This is a genomic window from Salinifilum ghardaiensis (assembly GCF_054491345.1).
The window spans coordinates 1,052,157-1,070,627 of sequence record NZ_CM137101.1 but is presented as its reverse complement, the minus strand read 5'-3'; the positions used below and the strand labels follow the sequence as shown (position 1 = coordinate 1,070,627).

The window sequence follows — 18,471 nt, the reverse complement described above, 5'->3', positions numbered from 1 at the left end:
GCTGCGCCGCTTCCCACCGGGCCGCTCCCCGCCGGGCCGTTGCTCGCTGCACCGGTGCCCGCCGGAGCGGTCACGGCGCGTCGGCCAGGCGCCGGTCCACCACCCGGGCGATCTCGGCGATCGGCCCGGGTTCGGTCATGTCCTTGTGCTCGCAGGCGATGTCGTGGTTCTGCACCCGCCCGCGCACGTACGGCTCCCACATCCGCGGCGTCAGCGAGGGTTTGGCCTGGTTCTCCGCGGCCGTGAAGAACAGCACGTCGCCGTCGAACGGGTCGTGCTCGGAAGTGTTCTCCAGCACCGCGCAGGTGACGAAGTTGTCGATGATCGCGTCGATCGTGTGCTCGGCCAGGTTCGCCAGCGCGCTGCCGTCCGCGGAGAGGATCCCGGCCACCGCTTCCCGGGTGAACTCCGCCTCCGCCATGCCGGAGGTGTCGTGCCCGGCCATGTGCAGCAGCGCCTCGAGCGCGTCGACCTCGCCGGGCAGCTCGTCCCAGACGTCCTTCGGGTAGGCGTCGAGCATGCACAGCAGGTCGACCTCCTCCCCCTGCGCCTGCAGCCGCGTGCTCATCTCGTGCGCCACGACGCCGCCGAAGGACCACCCGAGCAGCTGGTACGGCCCGTGCGGCTGCACCGCGCGCACGTGCTGCAGGTACTCCTCGGCCATCTCGGCCAGCGTCTCCGGCACCGGCCGCGGTTCGGCCAGCCCGCGCGCCTGCAGCCCGTACACCGGGCGTTCGGGGTCGATGTGCTTGAGCAGCCCGGAGAACGGCCAGGACAGCCCGGCCGCCGGGTGCACGCAGAACAGCGGGTTGCGCTCGCCGCGGGTGCGCAGCGGCAGCAGGACCTCCAACGCGTCCCGCCCGGTGTCGCCGTGCAGCCGGTCGGCCAGCTCGGCCACCGTGGGCGCGGAGAACAGCGTGCCGACGTTGATCCGCACGCCCAGCTCGTCGCGCACCAGTCCCATCAGCTTCGCCGCCAGCAGCGAGTGCCCGCCGAGGTCGAAGAAGTCGTCGTGCACCCCCACGCGGGTCACCCCGAGCGCCCGCGCGAACAGGCGGCACAGCGCCTCCTCCGCGGGAGTGCGCGGCGTGGTGATCTCCGCGGGCTCGTCGTCGCGGTCCGGTGCGGGCAGCGCGGCGCGGTCGAGCTTGCCGCTCGGCAGCAGCGGCAGCGTCTCGAGCAGCACCACGCTCGGCACCATGTGGCCCGGCAGCCGCTCGGCCACGTGCCGCCGCAGCTGGGCGGGCGTGACCTCCCCGGCGGCCCCGGTCCGCGGCACCACGTACCCCGCGGGCCGCCGGTCGCCCGACTCGTCGGTGCGCACCGCGACCGCCGTGCCGGCCACGGCCGGGTGCTCGCCGAGGGCGGCCTCGATCTCGCCGAGCTCGATGCGGAACCCGCGGATCTTGACCTGCTCGTCGACCCGCTCGACGAACTCGAGCACGCCGTCGCGGCGCCACCGCACCACGTCGCCGGTGCGGTACATGCGCGAACCGGGCGGGCCGCAGGGGTCGGCGACGAACCGCTCCGCCGTGCGCCCCGGCCGCCCCAGGTAGCCGTGCGCCAGCCCGGTCCCGGCGATGTGCAGCTCGCCCTCGACCCCGGGCGGCACCGGCCGCAGCGCCGCGTCCAGCACGTACAGCCGCACTCCCGGGTCGGGCGAACCGATCGGCACCGAGCTGCCCAGCTCCTCGGCGGTGCACTCCCACAGCGTGGCGTTCACCGTGGCCTCGGTCGGGCCGTAGCAGTTGAACATGCGGCGGCCCCGCCCGAAGCGGCGCACCACCTCCGGCGGCACCTTCTCCGCACCGCACAGCAGTGTCGCCCCCTCCGGGAGCTCGGCCTCGGCGTCGAACGTGCTCAGCACCGACGGCCCCAGCGCCAGGTGGGTGACCGCGTGTCGGCGGGCGTAGGCGGCCAGCGGTTCGGCCGGCACGCGCAGCTCGCTCGGCACGACGACGAGCGCCGCCCCGCTCAGCAGGCCCATGCAGATTTCCCAGAACGCCACGTCGAAGCTCGGGGAGGCGAACTGCAGCACCCTGCTGGCGGCGGTGACGCCGATGCGCTCGCGCTGCGTGGCCAGCAGCTTCCCGATCCCCCGGTGCGGCACGAGCACGCCCTTCGGCTTGCCCGTCGACCCTGAGGTGTAGATCAGGTAGGCCGGGTCGTCCAGTCGCGGCGCCCGCGGCTCGACCTCCCCCCGCGGTCGCGCGTGCGGAGCCACCACCGGCAGGTCGAAGTCCGCATCGGACGCCTCGGGCGTGCTGATCACGCACCGCGGCCGGGCGTCGCCGACCATCGTGCGCAGGCGCTCGTCCGGGTACTCCGGGTCCAGCGCCAGGTACGCGGCCCCCGTGGACATGGCCGCGAGCAGGCCGATGAACAGCTCCGGCGACCGCGGCAGCAGCACGCCCACGACGTCGCCGCGGCCCACGCCCCGCTCGGCGAGCGCGCGGGCGAGGCCGTCGACCCGCTCGTGCAGCTCGCGGTAGGTCAGCTCCTCCTCGCCGAAGACGAGCGCGGTCGCCTCCGGGGTGCGGGCGGCCTGCGCGGCGAACAGCTCCGGGAACGTGCCGCGGTCGGACTCGCGCACCTCGCCCTCGGCGCTGCCCCAGGTGGACAACTGCTCCCGCTCGTCCGCCGAGAGCAGCTCCAGCCGCCGCAGCGGCGTCGCAGGATCGGCCGCGGCCGCCCGCAGCAGCCCGCAGAACCGGTCCGCGAGCCGCTGCACGGTGGGCTCGTCGAACAGGTCGCGGCTGAACTGGACGATCCCGTCCGCGCCGCCCGCGGCGTTGTCGGTGAGGTTGACCGCGAGGTCGAACTTGGCCGTCCCGAGGTCCACTTCGGACAGGTCGTCCAGCCGCACGCGCAGCCCGGGCAGCTGCGGCGGTTCGCGCTCCGGCTCGCCCCAGTAGGTGAGCATGACCTGGAACAGCGGGTTGCGCGCTGGCGAGCGGTGCGGACGCAGCAGCTCCGCGAGCCGCTCGAACGGCATGTCCGCGTGCTCGTAGGCCGCCAGCGCCCGGTCGCGGGTGCGTTCGACGAGCTCGGCGAACGTGGGATCGCCGGCGGTGTCCACCCGCACCACGAGGGTGTTCACGAAGAACCCGACGAGGTCGTCGAGCGCGGTGTCGTCCCGCCCGGCCACCGGCGTGCCCAGCGGGACGTCCGCGCCCGCACCGAGCCGGGTGAGCAGCGCGGCGAAACCGGCCTGCAGCACCATCAGCGGACTGGCCCGGTGCGCCGCGGCGAGTTCGCCGATCCGCGCCCGCAGCTCATCGTCCACGGTGAACCGCACTGTCCCGCCCCGCCGGCTCGGCTCGGCCGGACGCGGCCGGTCCGCCGGCAGGTCGAGCTCCTCGGGAACGCCGTCGAGCTCGCGCATCCAGAACGCGCGGGAACCGTCCTCGGTGGACTCGGCCTCCTCGACCGCGGCGCGCTGGCACAACGCGTGGTCGATGTACTGCACCGGCAACTCCGCCCACCGCGGGGGCCGCCCGGCCCACCGCGCGCGGTAGGCGGTGGCCAAGTCCGCCAGCAGCGGCCGCAGCGACCACTCGTCCACGGCGATGTGGTGCAGCAGCAGCAACAGCACGTGCGCCTGCGGGCCGGTGCGCAGCAACACCGCGCGCAGCGGCAGCTCGCGGGCGAGGTCGAAGCCGGTGCGGGCGTGCTTGGCGAGCTCCGCGCGCAGGTGCTGCTCGTCGGTGTCGACCACGCGCAGCTCGGGCACCTCGTCGAGGACCCGCTGCTCCGGTTCCCCCTCGGTCTCCGGGAACGCGGTCCGCAAGCTCTCGTGCCGGACGGCCACGTCCGCGACGGCACGGCGCAGGGCGTCCTCGTCGAGGTCGCCGTCCAGGCGCAGCGTCAGCGGCATGTTGTACGTCGGGTCCGGTCCCCACAACCGGTTGAGGAACCACAAGCGCTGCTGGGCGTAGGACAGGGGAACGCGCGCGGGGCGCTGCACGCGCCGCACGCCCGCGGCGCGGGTGTCCACATCGGTCAGCGCAGCCAGACCGGCCACCGTGGGGTTGTCGAACAGGGCGCGCACGGGCACGTCGCGGCCCAGCCGCGCCCGCATCAGCGAGAGCAGCCGCGTGGCCAGCAGCGAATGGCCGCCGAGCTCGAAGAAGTCGGCGTCGATGTGCACCTCGGGCACACCCAGCACCTCGGCGAACAGCTCGCACAGCGCGCGTTCCCGCTCGTCCCGCGGGGCGCGCCCCCGCCCGGCCGCGCCGAACTGCGGCTGCGGCAGCGCGCGCACGTCGCGCTTGCCGTTGGCGGTGACCGGGATCCGCTCCACCGGTGCGACCACGGCGGGCACCATGTGCTCGGGCACGCGCGCGAGCAGGTGCTCGCGCAGCTCATCGGGGTCGGCGGTGCCGGCCGCGTAGCCGACGAGGCGTCGCTCGCCGGCGCCGTCGGTGGTCACGACCACCGCGGCGTCGCGCACCGCGGGGTGCTCGAGCAGGCGCGCCTCGACCTCGCCCGGTTCGATGCGGAACCCGCGCACCTTGATCTGCTCGTCGGCCCGGCCGCGGTACTCGAGCTCGTCGAAGGCCCCGGTGCGCCAGCGGGCCAGGTCGCCGGTGCGGTACATCCTGCTGCCCGGAGGTCCGAACGGGTCGGCGACGAACCGCTCCGCCGTCAGCGCGCGCTTGCCCAGGTAGCCGAGCGCCAGGCCGGCACCGGCGACGTAGAGCTCACCGGTCACCCCGGGCGGCACGGGGCGCAGCCACTCGTCGAGCACGTACGCCCGCAGGTCGGGGATCGGGCGGCCGATGGCGCTTCCCCGCTCGGTGGACGCCCGCTCGGCGTCGAGCGGGTGGTGGGTGACGTGCACCGTGGTCTCGGTGATGCCGTACATGTTCACCAGCCCCGGCCCGCGCGGGTGCCGGGAGAACCAGTCGCCGAGCCGCGCCGGTTCCAGCGCCTCACCGCCGAAGACCACCCACCGCAGGGCGAGTTCGCCCGCTTCGCCCGCGGCGGCGAGTTCGGCGTCGGCCCGGTCGAGCTCGTGGAACGCCGACGGGGTCTGGTTGAGCACGGTGACCCGTTCCCGCTGCAGCAGCCGGTGGAACTCCACCGCCGAGCGCGCCGTGTCGCGGTCGACGACGACGATCCGCCCCCCGTGCAGCAGCGCGCCCCACAGCTCCCAGACGGAGAAGTCGAACGCGTACGAGTGGAACAGCGTCCACACGTCGTCGGCTCCGAAGTGGAACCGGGGCGCGGTGGCGGTGAACAACCGGACCACGGTGGCGTGCGGCACGACCACGCCCTTGGGCTCGCCGGTCGAACCGGAGGTGTGGATGACGTAGGCGCTGTGCTCCGGCCGCAGGCGGCCCCGCGCACCGGGACGGGGGTCGCGCTCCGGCAGCTGCGCGAGCGCGCGCCGCGCCTGCGGGCCGTCGAGGACGACGCGGACCGGCCCGCCGGCTGCGTCCTCATCGGACTCCGCGGCGCCGGTCCGCTCCACCGAAGCGGTGTCGGTGAGCACCAGCGCCGGACGCGCGTCGGCGAGGACGTGCTCGCGGCGGCGCCGCGGCTGCTCCGGGTCCAGCGGGAGGTAGGCGGCACCGGACTTCAACGTGCCCAGCACCGCCACGACGAGTTCCGCCGAGCGCTGGAACGTCAGCGCGACCAGCTGGTCCGGCCCCACCCCGCGGTCGATGAGGTACTGGGCGAGGCGGTTGGCGCGCGCGTTCAGCTCGCCGTAGGTGATGCTGTCCGCTCCGTCGCGCACGGCGACGGCCTCGGGGGTGAGCTGCACCTGCTGCTCGAACAGCTCCGGCAGGGTGCGCCCCTCCGGCGCCGCTTCCGCTGCGGTGCGCTGCACCGGTGCCGCGTCGAGCCCGAGCGCCCGCCGCCGCTCCGCCCCGTCGAGCAGCGGCAGCTCCCGCAGCCGCGCCGAACCGTCCGCGGCGGCGAAGGTGCGCAGGAAGCGCAGGAAGCGCTGCCGGTGCCCGGTGAGCTCCTCCTCGGAGTAGCGCGCGGGGTCCGCGTCGAACTCCACGCGCCCGTCCTGGGTGAACAGCGCAACGGTGAGGTCGTCGACGGGTCCGGCGACGACGTTGTGCACCTCGGCGGGGCTGCCGGCGAAGCTCAGCTCGCAGTCGAACGGCTTGATGTTCACCTGCGGGCCGAACAGCCGGCGCTGTCCGCTGAGCAGCCCGAGGTCGCGGCGCAGGTCCTCGGCGCGGTAGCGCTGGTGCCGGCGCAGCCGGCCGCCCTCGGCGGCGACGCGGCGCACCAGCTCGTCGCGGGTGTCCGCGCCGTCGAGCGCCAACCGCAGCGGCAGCACGTTGACCGCCGGGGCGGGCACGCGCGCGGCTCCCGAACCGAGCCGCGCCGTCACCGGCGCGCCGAGCACCACCTCGGGGTTTCCGGTTAGCGCGCGGACGTAGGCGGCGAAGGCCGCCTGGAACGCGTCGGGCCAGAGGGTTCCGGCCGATTCGGCCACGGTGGACAGTTGCGCGCGCAGGTCCGCGGGAATCCGGTCGGTCTGGCGCCGGAACTCGGCGGCCGCGGAGCTCGGCCCCTCGCCGAGGGAGGCGATCTCGGGCCAGTCCGCGCACCGCCGCGCCCAGTGCGCGGCATCGGTGCCGAACCGCTCGAAGGCCCGGTACTCCCGCTCCGCCCCGACCAGGGTGGACAGCGGGCGGAAGGGGGACGCGCCGGGGTCGCGCTGCTCGGACAGCGCGGTGTAGATCTCGGCGGTGCGGCGCAGCAGCAGGGAGAATCCGTACCCGTCGACGGCCACGTGGTGGATGCGCTGGTACCACCACCAGCGCTCGGTGCCCAGGCGCAGCAGCGCCCCCGTGGTCAGCCCGTTGACGGGCCGGCCGGCGCCGGCGCGGCCGGTGAGGTCGACCGGCGTGCGCAGGTCCGCCCGGATCCACTCCGCGGCGCGGGACTCCGGCTCGTCCGCGGCGGCGAGGTCGACGACCGCGAGCTCGGCTGTACCGGCGGGGTCGACGTTCTGCCGCGGGACATCGCCCTCGGTGCGCACCCGGATGCGCAGGCTGTCGGTCTCGGCGACGACCCGCCGCCAGGCCGCGCGGAACCGTTCGGGGTCGATCGGCCCGCGGATCTCCACCCGCTCGGCGGTGTTGTAGTGCGAACCGCACGTCCGCCCGGTGTCCCCGGAGATCTGGTCGGCGACGAGCACACCGGCCTGCGCGCTGGTCAGCGGCATGCACGCGGTCCCGTCATCCGGGAGGTCCCGGTCCGGTCCCGGTTGTTCGCCGATGTGCGCTTCCCGGAGCTCCCGCGCGGACCGGTCGGCAGACTCCCGCGGCATGACCTCCCCCTCCCAGAACGAAGTTAGCCTTACCTTAGTTCATCGCGAAGAAGGGCGAACAGATCGAGTGGGGCGACTCACCTGCGCCGCACCGATCGGTCAGGCGCGCTCGAACACCATCAGCGCCGAGTTCTTCGTCGGCAGCCCCACCTCGCGCAGCTGCACGTAGCCCGCCTTGCCGAACGCCGCCACCGAGGCCGCGTTGCGCACGTCCGGTTCGGCCACGACCCGGCGCACCCGCGGATCCGCCGCCAGCACGCCTTCGGCGACCTGGCGCAGCAGCGCCGCGCCGATCCCGCGGCCGGTGCTGGCGGGATCACCGATGGCGATGTGCACCCCGACGTCGTGGTCGTCGAAGGAGTAGCAGGCGGCGAGCCGGTCCCGCACCACGCGGTAGACCTCGACGTAGGCGAACTCCCGCCCGTCGCGACCCACGAGGCACGGAACGGAGTGCCGCCCGGACAGCTGGGTGGACAGCTCCGCGCGCCACTCCTGCCAGCTCCAGGCCTGCTCCCAGTTCACCGCGACGTGCTCGGTGTTCATCCACCGGTGCACAGCGGTGACGTCCGGGTCGCCGTCGCCCGCGCCCAGGCGCACCGGGCGGAGCGCGAAGTCGGGCAGCTCGGGCAGCACGACCCCCGGGACCGCGGCGACGTCGCGGTGCGGTTCCGCGTGGGCGCGCAGCGGGTTCGGCACCCGGTGCGGCACCCCCAGCACCCCGTCCTCGCCGAGGCCCGAACCGTTGAGCACGGCCAGATCGGCCAGGGTCGCCTCCCGCGCCCACGAGCGGAGCAGCGCACCGGTCGCCTCGTCGGTCTCCGCCCCGGCCGCGGCGGAGATGCGCCCGGCGAGTTCGGCGAGCAGGTCGTGCTCGGCGGCCACACCGCGCCGCCCGAGGTCCCCGATCGCGGGCAGGATCCCCCGCGTGAGCAGCTCGACCGTCGCCCGCTCCGGGTTCGCGGCGCCGCGCGCAGCCGGCAGCACGCGCCGGTCGACGTGCTCGGCCAGGGCGGAGCGCGCCTGCTGCGCATCGGTCACCTGCGCGGACCAGGGGGGCGCGGCGGCGCCGAGATCCGGCGGCCCGGCCACGGCCGCGCGCACGACGCCCTCCAGCAGCCGGCTCCCGCCGAGCGCGTTGATCGGCGCGTCGGCGAGGGCGCGGCGGCGGGCCTCGATCGAGCAGGCCGTCGCCAGCAGCGCCGGTTCGGCCGCGGCGACCGGTTCTTCCGCTTCGTCCAGCACGTGGATCGGACCGAACCCGTGCTGCCCCGTCGGCGAGCAGTGGACGACGTCGGTGCCGATGCGCAGGGGACCGGCGGAGAGCCGCAGCGCCCCCTCCGCCACCGGGGTGTGCGTCTCCGCCAACCAGCACCGCAGCAGGGACGCCGCCCGCTCGTGCGCGGCGCCGGCGAGCTCCGCATCGTTGATCACAGCAACCTCCTCGAGAAGGAAGGCTAACCTAACTCCCCCGATTTGTTAACTCCGCGGCCCCGGGCCCCGCGAAACCGCCCCGATCATGCACAGTGCGTACACAGTGGACGAAACCGGAGTCGATCACTACCTGATCAGGTGGCGGTCAGCGTTTCTCGATGGGCGAAGCTGCGCGAACGCTCCTACCCTCCACCCAGCGAGGTTGTGCACACGTCCGGAGGGAGTTTCCACCATGGAAGACGCCGCCGATGCCGTCGTCCCGCTCCGTCCGGGTTTCGACATCCAGATCCGCGGGTTCAACCGCAACCAGGTCATCGAACACATCGAGCACCTGGAAGACCAGCTCAAGCTCATCACGCTGGACCGCAACGAGGCCGTCCGCCTCAACGGCGACCTGCGCAAGCTCTGCGACGAAACCCGCAGCGCCCTCGACGAGACGGAACGGCGCCTGAAGACCCTCGAGGCCTCCGACACGGGATTGCCCGCCGCCTCCCAGCGCGTGCACAACATGCTCGCCAACGCCGAGGAGGAAGTGCAGACCCTCCGCTCCGACGCGCAGCGGCAGGCCGAGATTATCCGCGGCACCGCGGAGAACGAAGCGCGCGAGCTGATCACGCAGGCCGAGGAGAACGCCCGGCAGCTGCGCGACGAGTGCAGCTCGCTGATCGCCGAGGTCGAGGCCCGGCGCGACCTGCAGCGCCGCGAGCACGACCAGAACCTCAGCGAGCTCCGCACCCGCGAACAGCGCCTGCGCCAGGAGGTCCGCAACGAGTACAAGCGGATCATCGACGCCGCGCAGGAAGAGGCCGATGCCGCGCTCGGCGAGGCGCGGCGCCGCTGCGGCGAGTGGGACGCCGAAACCGAGCGCATGCGCCTGGAAGCGCTCGAGGAGATCCACGCCAAGCACGCGCAGCTGGAGCAGCTGCGCCACGGCGTTCTGGCCACAATGGAGAACGCGCGCAGCCTGCTGGACAACTCGGCGGACACGCTGCGCTACCACGACTGGCAGACGTTGAGCACACCGGTGCAGGTCACCGCCACCGACTCCACCGCCGGGAGCACCACCGACGGGGAGGACCTGGCGGAGACCGCGGTGAACCTGCCGGAGCAGCGGGAAATCCAGCAGCAGGACTTCTCCCCGGCGCTCAACGACGTGGCGCACCGGTCCAACGGCTCCGACTCCCACGACACCGGCGCACTGCAGAACTGACGCGAACGGAGCGGAGAGGCGCAGTGGACATCCTGCTCGTGACCTTCATCGGCGGTTTCATCCTGGCCACGCTGATCTTCTGGCCGCTGCTGCGCCGCTCGCAGCGGCGCAGCAGAGCCGTGCAGCGGCGCAACCGCGCGCTGCTCGTGCAGCAGTCCGCGGCCGGCGACTCCACCGCAGCACGCGGCCGGCACGCCGCCTCGGAACCGGACTCGTCCGGGAACGACGGCACCGCACCGGAACCGGCTACCGCGCCGGCGGCGGAATCGCACGCGGCGGCCACCGAAGCGGCCGCACCACCGCAGGTCCGCGGCAAGCACGAAGCGCACACCCCGGACTCCCCGGAACCGCGGGGCGGAACCGCAGCCACCGGGGCGCAGCTGGCGGGCAAGCGCACCAGCCCGGAGTACGCGGGGTCGGTCAGCCTCGGCGGCGACCTGGGCGGTGCCCTCGGCAACGAGTCCGCCCCGGAGGCGGCCGCCGGCACGGCTCCCGAGCCGCGGCACGGCGCACGCGCGGACACCTCGGTCGTGCCCACCGATCTCTACGAGCGGAAGTACGCCTGGCGCTTCGCGCGCTCGCGCAAGCGGCTGGAACGCCTCCGCACCGAACTCGGCGAGACGAGGAAAACCGCATAGCGCGCACGACACGGGCGGACCGGGCGCCTCACCACCAGGTGGCGTCCGGTCCGTCGCGTTCGGCCCGCCGCGTCCCCCTCCGCGGCGGGCAAACCGGACCGCCGCACCCGTCGAGAACACCCGGTGCTCGCGGGGTTGCTAGTTTCAGAGCCTGTTCCTTGACCTCCCCGACTTCGTGAACCCCGACACGTTGGAGCAGCCGTGAACAGCAGTGGCGCAGCACCCCCGGAAACCGTCTACCTGGTCGCCACCACGGGGAACCCGAACTACGGCGACGAGCTGATCGCCGCGACCTGGCTCCGCCACCTCGCGCGCATCGCCCCGGACAGCGACGTGTGGGTGGACTGCCCCAACCCGGGCCCCAGCGCGACCCTGCTCGACGGGCTGCACCCGCGCGTGCGCTTCACCGACACCTTCTGGCGGCTCTGTTGGGAAGCCCCCTCCGACGAACCGTGGGAGGTGTCCGCGTTCGTGCAGAGCGCCATCAACGACCCGGGCATCGCTCCCCGCTGGATCTCCGGGATCGAGCTCGCCGCGCGCGCCGACATCGTCCACGTCATCGGCGGCGGTTACATCAACGAGATCTGGCCGCGCCACTACGGCCTGCTGGCCGCCTCCGTCGCCGCCACCCGGCGCTCCGGCGGGCGCGCCGTGCTCACCGGCCAAGGGCTGTGGCCCGCTCCCGAGGAGAGCCGCCCGCTGCTGCGCAACCTCGCCGGCCAGTTCTCCCTCGTCGACGTGCGCGACACCCCCTCCGCCGAGATGCTCGGCGAGGGGGTGCTCACCTCCGACAGCGGCGACGACATGTTCTTCGGCGTCCAGCCGGACCGCTACCGCGACGACGACCTGTGCGAGTTCATGCTCTGCCTGCAGTCGGACCTGCTGACGACCTCGCTGCCGAACCTCGCCGGGTTCGTGCTCGACACGCTGCGCTCCTGGGGCGTGCACCCGAGCCAGGTCGGCGTGGTCGAGGGCATCCCCCGCGTGGACCGCGAGCTCTACCGCCTCGTCGAGCACGACCTGACGGGAGCGCGGTTCTACCCGTTCTCCGAGGTCATGGACCGGGGACTGCCCGCGGCCGAGGGGCAGTACTGGTTGTCCACCCGCTTCCACACGCACCTCATGGCCGCGGCCGTCGGTGCCAACGGCGTCGCCGTGTCGGTCAACCCGGAGTACTACGCCAACAAGCACCGCTCGCTGATCGAACGCGGGTCCAGCTGGACCCTCAGCGAAGCCACCGACATCCCGGACCTGCCCCGCGGCGGCGGGTTCCCGCCCGACCGCTTGCGGGCGCTGCAGGAGGACAAGGCCAAGCTCGCCTGGTCCATCTACGGCGGCTGAACACCGGCGCGAGCCGATCGGCGCGACGGCCGCCGCGACCCCGAGCGCGCCCCGCGGCCGCTCGAAGGACCCCCTCCGCCGCGCCGCGGAGCCCGGGCGGACCGGGCACCGGGAGTTGCCCCGCGAGCTCACGTCCCCGACGGGGCCGCACGACTCCAGCGCGACCTCACGACTCCGCCGTGGCGGGGTCCGGACGCCACTGGGCGGTGGGCCACTGCTCCCGCTCCCAGGCGCTGTTCCAGAACAGCCACTCGTACTCGGTGGCGCGGGTGAACGCGTCGAACATGCGGCGCCGCGTGTCCGCGTCGGCCCGCTCGGCCAGGCGGTCGGTCAGCTCCCGCGCGGTGAGGACGGCATCGGCGAACGCCTCGTCGGCGTAGGTCTCGATCCACGCCCGGTACGGGTGCGCGGAGACGTCGCCCACGGAGTCGAGGATCGTGCTGCCCACGTGCTGGTACACCCAGAAGCACGGGAGGATCGCCGCCACCAGGACCGGGTAGGGCTCGCTTCCCGCGCACGCCCGCAGGTACGAGGTGTAGGCGTCGCAGGACGGCGACGTCCGCACCGCCTCGACGTCCTCATCGGACAGTCCGAGCTCGTTGATGTAGCCGGCGTGCAACCGGCGCTCCTCCACGACCGCTTCCCGCGCGGCCCCGGCGAGGAACGCCGCGTCGCCCGACTCGTCCGCGCGGCTGGCGGCCGCCGCCAGCGCCTGGGCGAAGGCGACGAGGTAGCGCCCGTCCTGGACGATGTAGAACGCGAACCGGTCCCGCGGCAGGCTCCCGTCGGCGAGCGCCGCGTTGAACGGGTGCTGCACGATCGCGTCCTGCAGCGCGGCGGTGCGGTCCCAGGCGCGGGCGCAGAACCCGCCCGGCGTCGGAGGGGGCAGGTTGCTCATGAGTGGGTCCTCCTCGCATCGGTGGTGAAACGATCCGGCGCGCGGCCGGTGGCGATCCGGTGCGCCGCGAGCGGCGGTGGGCTCACCACCACTGGTGGAAGTGGTGCACCGGCCCGTGCCCGTGACCGACGTCGAGGCGCTCGGAGTGCCGGAGCGCCTCGGTGAGGTAGTGCTTCGCGTCGCGCACCGCGCCCGCCCAGTCCGCGCGCTGGGGGCGCAGCGCCGCGATCGCCGAGGACAGGGTGCAGCCGGTGCCGTGATCGTTCTCCGTGCGCACGCGTTCGCTGCGGACGGTCCGCACATCACCGCCCGCGAGCAGCACGTCCACACTGGACTCCCCGCTGAGGTGCCCGCCCTTGAGCAGCACGTTCTTCGCCCCCAACCCGGCCAGGCGCTGCGCCTGCGCGGGCATGCCCGCCTCGGCGCCGAGCTCCGGCTCGGCGAGCAGGTCGGCGGCCTCCGGCAGGTTCGGCGTGATCAGGTCCACCCGCGGGACCAGGTCGTCGCGCAGCCCGCGGACCGCCTCCGGGGCCAGCAGCCGGTCGCCGCTCTTGGCGACCATGACGGGGTCGAGCACCACGTGCGGCGGGTGGTAGCGGTCCAGCACGTCCACCACCGCGCGGATCACCTCGGCGTTGGCGAGCATGCCGATCTTGACCGCGTCCACGCGCACGTCGTCGAACAACGTCACGAGCTGCGCGGTGACGAACTCCGGCGGGATCTCCTGCACTTCGGCGACCCCCGTGGTCGTCTGCGCGACCAGGGCGGTGACCACCGACATGCCGTAGGTGCCCTGCGCGGAGAACGCCTTGAGATCGGCCTGGATCCCCGCTCCCCCGCTGGGGTCGGTTCCGGCGATGCTGACGACATTGGCGACCATGACGTCCCTCCGCTAGTGCGAGCTAGGTCAGGTTCGACGGGTCTGCTCTCAGCCCGGGCCACCGGGCACCCCGCGTCACTGGGCTCCAACCTAGCAACTGCCCGCCGGCGGGAACACAGCCGAGCCGCTCACGGCGGTCGCGGACCGGGCCGCCCCGCGCGAGCGCGCAGCGCTGCTGCAGCGGAAGGGTTTGAGCAACGTCACAGCGATGTGGATCACACTGCGCCGGGAACGCGGTGAAACACCGGGTGTAGGCCCACTACAGTGGGAAAGATGGAGACGACAACCGATGCCGTGAGCTCCACGCGCGTGCGCTCGGACAAGCCGGCGGAGGACCCCGCCCCGGTCTGGGAGCCGCTGCCCAGGCTGACCGAGGCCGCCGCCGCGGTCGCCGGTTCGACGGCGAGCGTGGCCATCACGCGCGGCTTCGACCGCACCAACCGCGAACGCGCCAAGGCGCTGCGCTCGCTGCTGCAGGAGCGGAACGTCCCCGCCATCGAGATCACACCGGCACCCGGCAGCGAGCGGCTGCTCGCCGACGCCGACATCGCCGCCGTGGTCAACCTGATCGGCGCCGGGAGCTGGCAGCCCTACCGGATCGCCGCCGAGCTGGGAGCGCCGGTGCTGACCCCGAACCCGACGGAGCAGTCGGCCGAGGAGGTCCAGCGGCACGTGATCGCGCTGGAAGCCGACGACGGCAAGCGCGACATCGCGCTGTCGCACGTCGCGATCCGCGCGGACAGCGCCGACGGCAAGCTGACCGTCGCGCACGACACCGACGAGGTGTCCACCAGCGGCGGCTGGCTCAGCGTCACCGCGCAGGACGGTGCGCTGCAGCTGGAACTCGGCGGCCAGGACGTGTCCGCCCAGCAGCTGTCCACCACGAGCCTGCGCGTGCAGGTCGAGGACACCCCGCACCGGCTGGTGCGGGACGAGCTGCCGATCGCCGACTACGAGGGCACGCTGACCCTCACCGCCGAGGCGAACGGGCTCACCGTCCGCCCGGTCTGATACCGGTCGCACCGCGAAGCGCACGATGGCCCGGCCGCGCGCCGGGCCTTTTCGCGTACCGGCCCCCTTCGCTCCTCGGGCAGCGGCCCCGGTGTCGCCGCACTACCCCTCGAACCGGGTATTTCCGACTTTCGCCTCCTTCCGGAGACAACCCTTCCGCTCTCCTCGGCGTCTCTGTGGCGTGGACCATTCGCGCACCTGCGTGCGGTCCACAGCACGAACCACGGCGCGCGGCTGCCTCCCGCCGCTGCGGCGCGCCGAACTACCGACCGAGGAGGTTCGATGTCACCCGCGAAGCCCCGCACGGGACGTCCGCTCCGAGCCGCGGCCGCGACCACCGGCGCCACCGCCCTGGCGATGGGCGCGATCTTCGCCGGCCAGGCCGCCGCCCAGGAGAACCAGGACGACTTCGAGCGCATGGAACGGGCGTGCCAAGAGGGGTACCTGTGCATCTGGGAAGGCGCCAACGGCGGCGGTAACCGCATGGACCTGTACTACTGCGGCGAGCGCGTCAACGTCCGTGAGGACTACGGGCAGCAGCCCGGCATCGCGGGCGTCGGTTCCTTCGTGAACAACCAGTACGACGGCACGACCGCCAGCTTCTACGGACCGCTGCCGGACGACCCGGACGGCCCGCCGCAGCACCAGTACGACTCGGTCGCCTTCGAGATCCGCGGCGACACGACGGACCTCAACACCTTCCTGGTCGAGGCCTGCCCTGCGGGCATGAACAAGCCGGCCCCCTGAGGGCGCACCGGCGCGGCGAGCTCCTGAGGAGCAGTACCGGAGCCCCCGCGCTGCACCCTTGGTGCACCGCGGGTCCGCCGCGGATGATGCACCGCCCCTCGGACGAATCGGTGAGCGGTGCGTTTTTCCACCCGCCCGTGTGGGGACTATTTGCAATTTTCATGAAAATTGCGAGCTGTCCCCACACGATTGCGGGAGGAGTGATCAACACGTGATCGCGGGTCGCTCGAGGGGAGGGCGAGGGCCGGTGCTCGGCGGGGCGGTCGTCGACCGCCTGTTCGCCACCCGTGGCCACCGCGCCCCCGGCGCCACCCGTGGCCACCGCGTGCCCCGTCGTCAGTCCCCGGGACCGCGGAGCGGGAGGCGGCACCTGCTCCGCGCCCGATCTCCTGCTCCGAATGATGTGCACACCTTTTCGCGACTCCACTGCCACGGCATCATCTACTCCGAGTAGACAGCCGGCGAAAGGTGGAACGTGCACTCGCGAGCGACCTCGGCCCTGCTGCGCCACCTGGTCAACGGAGCGGCCCGCGCCGCCCCGGGACTGCGCACCGCGTACGTCCTCGCGCGGCAGGGAGTGCTGCGCCCCCTGCGCCCGGACAAGCTCACCCGCATCGCCGCCGCGTACCGCCGCTGGGGCGTCACCCCGCCGCTGGGCTTCGCCATCGGCGCCGTGCGCCACCCCGACCGGCCCGCGGTGATCGACGAACGCGGCGTGCTCAGCTACTCCGAAGTGGAGCACCGCACCACCCGGCTGGCGCACGGGCTGCGGGACCGGCTGCACCCGGGCGAACGCATCGGGGTGTTGTGCCGCAACCACCACGGAACCGCCGAGACGATCATCGCCGCCGGCAAGCTCGGCGTCGACGTGGTGCTGCTCAACACCGGCCTGAGCAGCACGCAGGTCGCCGACGTCGTCGAGCAGCAGCGGGTCGGCGTGCTCGTCCTCGACGAGGAGTTCGCCGGGCACCGCGACGAGCTCCCCAGCGGGCTGGAGACCGTGCTGGCCTGGACCGACGGGACGACGCGGCGCGCCACCCTCGAGCACCTCATCGCCCGCGGCCCCAACCGCGCGCTGCCGCGGCCGACGCGGCACTCCCGGATGGTCGTGCTCACCTCCGGCACCACGGGCTCGCCGAAGGGAGCCCGACGCCCGGACCCGCCGAGCCTGGAGCCCGCCGCGACGATCTTCTCCCGCATGCCGCTGCGCCACGGCGAGCGCCTCCTCATCAGCGCACCGCTGTTCCACACCTGGGGCGTGGCCGGGTTCCAGCTGGGGGCCGTGCTCGGGGCGACGCTGGTGCTGCAGCGCAAGTTCGACCCCGAACGGGCCCTGGACGTGCTGCGGCGGCAACGCTGCACCGCGCTGTTCGCCGTGCCCGTCATGCTGCAGCGCATCCTCGACCTGCCGGAGGGCGTGCTGGCGCGCTCGGCTCCGTCCGCGCTGCGCACGGTCGCCAGCAGCGGCTCGGCCCTGCCGGCGGACCTCGCCGCGCGCTTCCAGCGGCGGTTCGGCCGCGTGCTGTACAACTTCTACGGCTCGACGGAGGTCTCGTGGGTGAGCATCGCGACGCCGAACGAGCTGCACTCCGCGCCCGGCACGGCGGGGCGCCCTCCCCGGGGGACGACGGTCCGCCTCCTCGACGACGCGGGGAAGCCGGTGAGCACGGGCTCGGTCGGACGCATCTTCGTGCGCAACGACATGCTCTTCGAGGGCTACACCGGCGGCGGTGACCGGGATCGGCACGACGGGATGATGGCCACCGGGGACCTCGGCAAGTTCGACGGCAAGGGCCGCCTGTTCGTCGTCGGCCGGGAGGACGACATGATCGTCTCCGGCGGGGAGAACGTGTACCCGAAGGAGACCGAGGACGCCGTGGCCGCCCTGGAGGAGGTCGCGGAAGCCGCCGTCATCGGAGTGCCGGACGCGGAGTTCGGCCAGCGGCTCGCGGCCTTCGTGGTGCTGCGCGAGGCGGGGGCGCTCACCTCCGACGGGATCCGCGAGCACGTCCGCGCACGCCTGTCCCGCCAGGCCGTGCCGCGTGACGTGGTCTTCCTCGACGAGCTGCCGCGCAACGCCACCGGCAAGGTCGTCCCCGCGGAACTGCAGGCGCACCTGCGGGCCTGACCACCGGCACTGATCCGCCCCCGCCGCGTTAGGCTCAGCTGCGTGAACGACCGTCTGGTGTGGATCGACTGCGAAATGACCGGACTCGATCTCCGCTCGGATGCGCTGGTGGAGATCGCGGTGCTGGTGACCGATGCCGAGCTCAACATCCTCGGCGAGGGCGTGGACCTCGTGGTGCACGCCGACGACGACACGTTGGCGCGGATGCAACCGGTGGTGCGGGACATGCACGAGCGCTCCGGGCTCACCGAGGAGATCCGCCGGTCGGCGGTGACGCTCGCGGAGGCCGAGCAGCGCGTTCTGGAGTACGTGCGCGAGCACGTCCCGGACGGTCGCTCGGCGCCGCTGGCCGGCAACTCCATCGCGACCGACCGCGGGTTCATCGCCCGGGACATGCCCGAGCTGGACGCGCACCTGCACTACCGCATGGTCGACGTCTCCTCCGTCAAGGAGCTCGTCCGGCGCTGGTACCCGCGGGTGTACTACGCCCAGCCCGAGAAGGGCCTCGCGCACCGCGCCCTCAACGACATCCGGGAGTCCATCCGCGAGCTGGTCTACTACCGGCAAACCGTGTTCGTCCCCCAGCCGGGTCCGAGCACCGAGCAGGCCCAGCGGTCCGCTGCGGCGCTGCTCGACGGGGAGCAAGCAGAATGACCTGCACGAACAGCGGATCGGCAACCCGTTTCACGGGCGCGGACGAAGGCACGCTAGGATAGACGTGCCGCTGCGGCGGCCGCGGACGGCGCGGCCGGGATTCCGCGGGTGACCACGGTGGGTGTAGCTCAGGCGGTAGAGCACTGGGTTGTGGTCCCAGGTGTCGCGGGTTCGAATCCCGTCACTCACCCCACGCGAAAGGGCCCCGTTCTCCGGAACGGGGCCCTTTCGCT

Annotated in this window: 11 protein-coding genes, 1 tRNA gene and 1 riboswitch; of the genes, 8 read left to right on the top strand and 4 right to left on the bottom strand. The window is 73.4% G+C overall.

Annotated elements, in window-relative coordinates:
* Positions 1–70: 70 nt before the first annotated feature.
* Together ACVGV0_RS04805 and ACVGV0_RS04800 are read right to left on the bottom strand one after the other, a co-directional pair.
* Positions 71–7,300 carry an amino acid adenylation domain-containing protein gene (locus ACVGV0_RS04805; protein ID WP_459158640.1) on the bottom strand — a complete coding sequence of 2,410 codons (7,230 nt, stop codon included), beginning with the start codon at positions 7,298–7,300 and terminating at the stop codon, positions 71–73.
* 99 nt (positions 7,301–7,399) lie between these two features.
* On the bottom strand, positions 7,400–8,731 hold the full coding sequence (locus ACVGV0_RS04800; RefSeq protein WP_459158639.1) for a GNAT family N-acetyltransferase: 1,332 nt from the start codon (positions 8,729–8,731) through the stop codon (positions 7,400–7,402).
* A 232-nt stretch (positions 8,732–8,963) separates the two neighbouring features.
* Here ACVGV0_RS04800 and ACVGV0_RS04795 point away from each other — a divergent pair, with 232 nt between their 5' ends.
* The 3 genes from ACVGV0_RS04795 (at position 8,964) to ACVGV0_RS04785 (ending at position 11,920) form a co-directional block, all read left to right on the top strand.
* Positions 8,964–9,941 (top strand): hypothetical protein, encoded by a 978-nt coding sequence (locus ACVGV0_RS04795; protein WP_459158638.1) that lies wholly within the window; start codon positions 8,964–8,966, stop codon positions 9,939–9,941.
* Between the two features lie 23 nt (positions 9,942–9,964).
* Positions 9,965–10,579, top strand: a complete 615-nt coding sequence (locus tag ACVGV0_RS04790) for a hypothetical protein (protein WP_459158637.1) — start codon at positions 9,965–9,967, stop codon at positions 10,577–10,579.
* Positions 10,580–10,780: 201 nt separating this feature from the next.
* A complete protein-coding gene (locus tag ACVGV0_RS04785) occupies positions 10,781–11,920 on the top strand; it encodes a polysaccharide pyruvyl transferase family protein (protein ID WP_459158636.1) in 1,140 nt (379 codons plus the stop codon).
* 166 nt (positions 11,921–12,086) lie between these two features.
* Here ACVGV0_RS04785 and tenA read toward each other — a convergent pair whose 3' ends face one another.
* Positions 12,087–12,818, bottom strand: coding sequence for a thiaminase II (gene tenA, locus ACVGV0_RS04780; RefSeq protein ID WP_459158635.1), 732 nt, complete (start codon positions 12,816–12,818; stop codon positions 12,087–12,089).
* 82 nt (positions 12,819–12,900) lie between these two features.
* Positions 12,901–13,698 (bottom strand): bifunctional hydroxymethylpyrimidine kinase/phosphomethylpyrimidine kinase, encoded by a 798-nt coding sequence (gene thiD, locus ACVGV0_RS04775; protein WP_459158634.1) that lies wholly within the window; start codon positions 13,696–13,698, stop codon positions 12,901–12,903.
* Positions 13,686–13,781: riboswitch (TPP riboswitch) on the bottom strand. (Overlaps the previous gene by 13 nt.)
* Positions 13,782–13,971: 190 nt before the next feature.
* Here thiD and ACVGV0_RS04770 point away from each other — a divergent pair.
* The 5 genes from ACVGV0_RS04770 to ACVGV0_RS04750 all read left to right on the top strand — a co-directional run bounded on the left by ACVGV0_RS04770 (position 13,972) and on the right by ACVGV0_RS04750 (position 18,431).
* The gene (locus tag ACVGV0_RS04770; RefSeq protein ID WP_459158633.1) at positions 13,972–14,709 is read left to right on the top strand and encodes a hypothetical protein; all 738 of its coding nucleotides are present in this window, start codon (positions 13,972–13,974) and stop codon (positions 14,707–14,709) included.
* A 282-nt stretch (positions 14,710–14,991) separates the two neighbouring features.
* On the top strand, positions 14,992–15,456 hold the full coding sequence (locus tag ACVGV0_RS04765) for a peptidase inhibitor family I36 protein (RefSeq protein ID WP_459158632.1): 465 nt from the start codon (positions 14,992–14,994) through the stop codon (positions 15,454–15,456).
* Between the two features lie 475 nt (positions 15,457–15,931).
* Positions 15,932–17,584 (top strand): AMP-binding protein, encoded by a 1,653-nt coding sequence (locus tag ACVGV0_RS04760; RefSeq protein ID WP_459158631.1) that lies wholly within the window; start codon positions 15,932–15,934, stop codon positions 17,582–17,584.
* 42 nt (positions 17,585–17,626) lie between these two features.
* Complete coding sequence (gene orn / locus ACVGV0_RS04755) at positions 17,627–18,238, top strand: oligoribonuclease (protein WP_459158630.1); 612 nt, start codon at positions 17,627–17,629, stop codon at positions 18,236–18,238.
* A 117-nt stretch (positions 18,239–18,355) separates the two neighbouring features.
* Positions 18,356–18,431, top strand: a tRNA-His gene (locus tag ACVGV0_RS04750).
* Positions 18,432–18,471 lie beyond the last annotated feature (40 nt).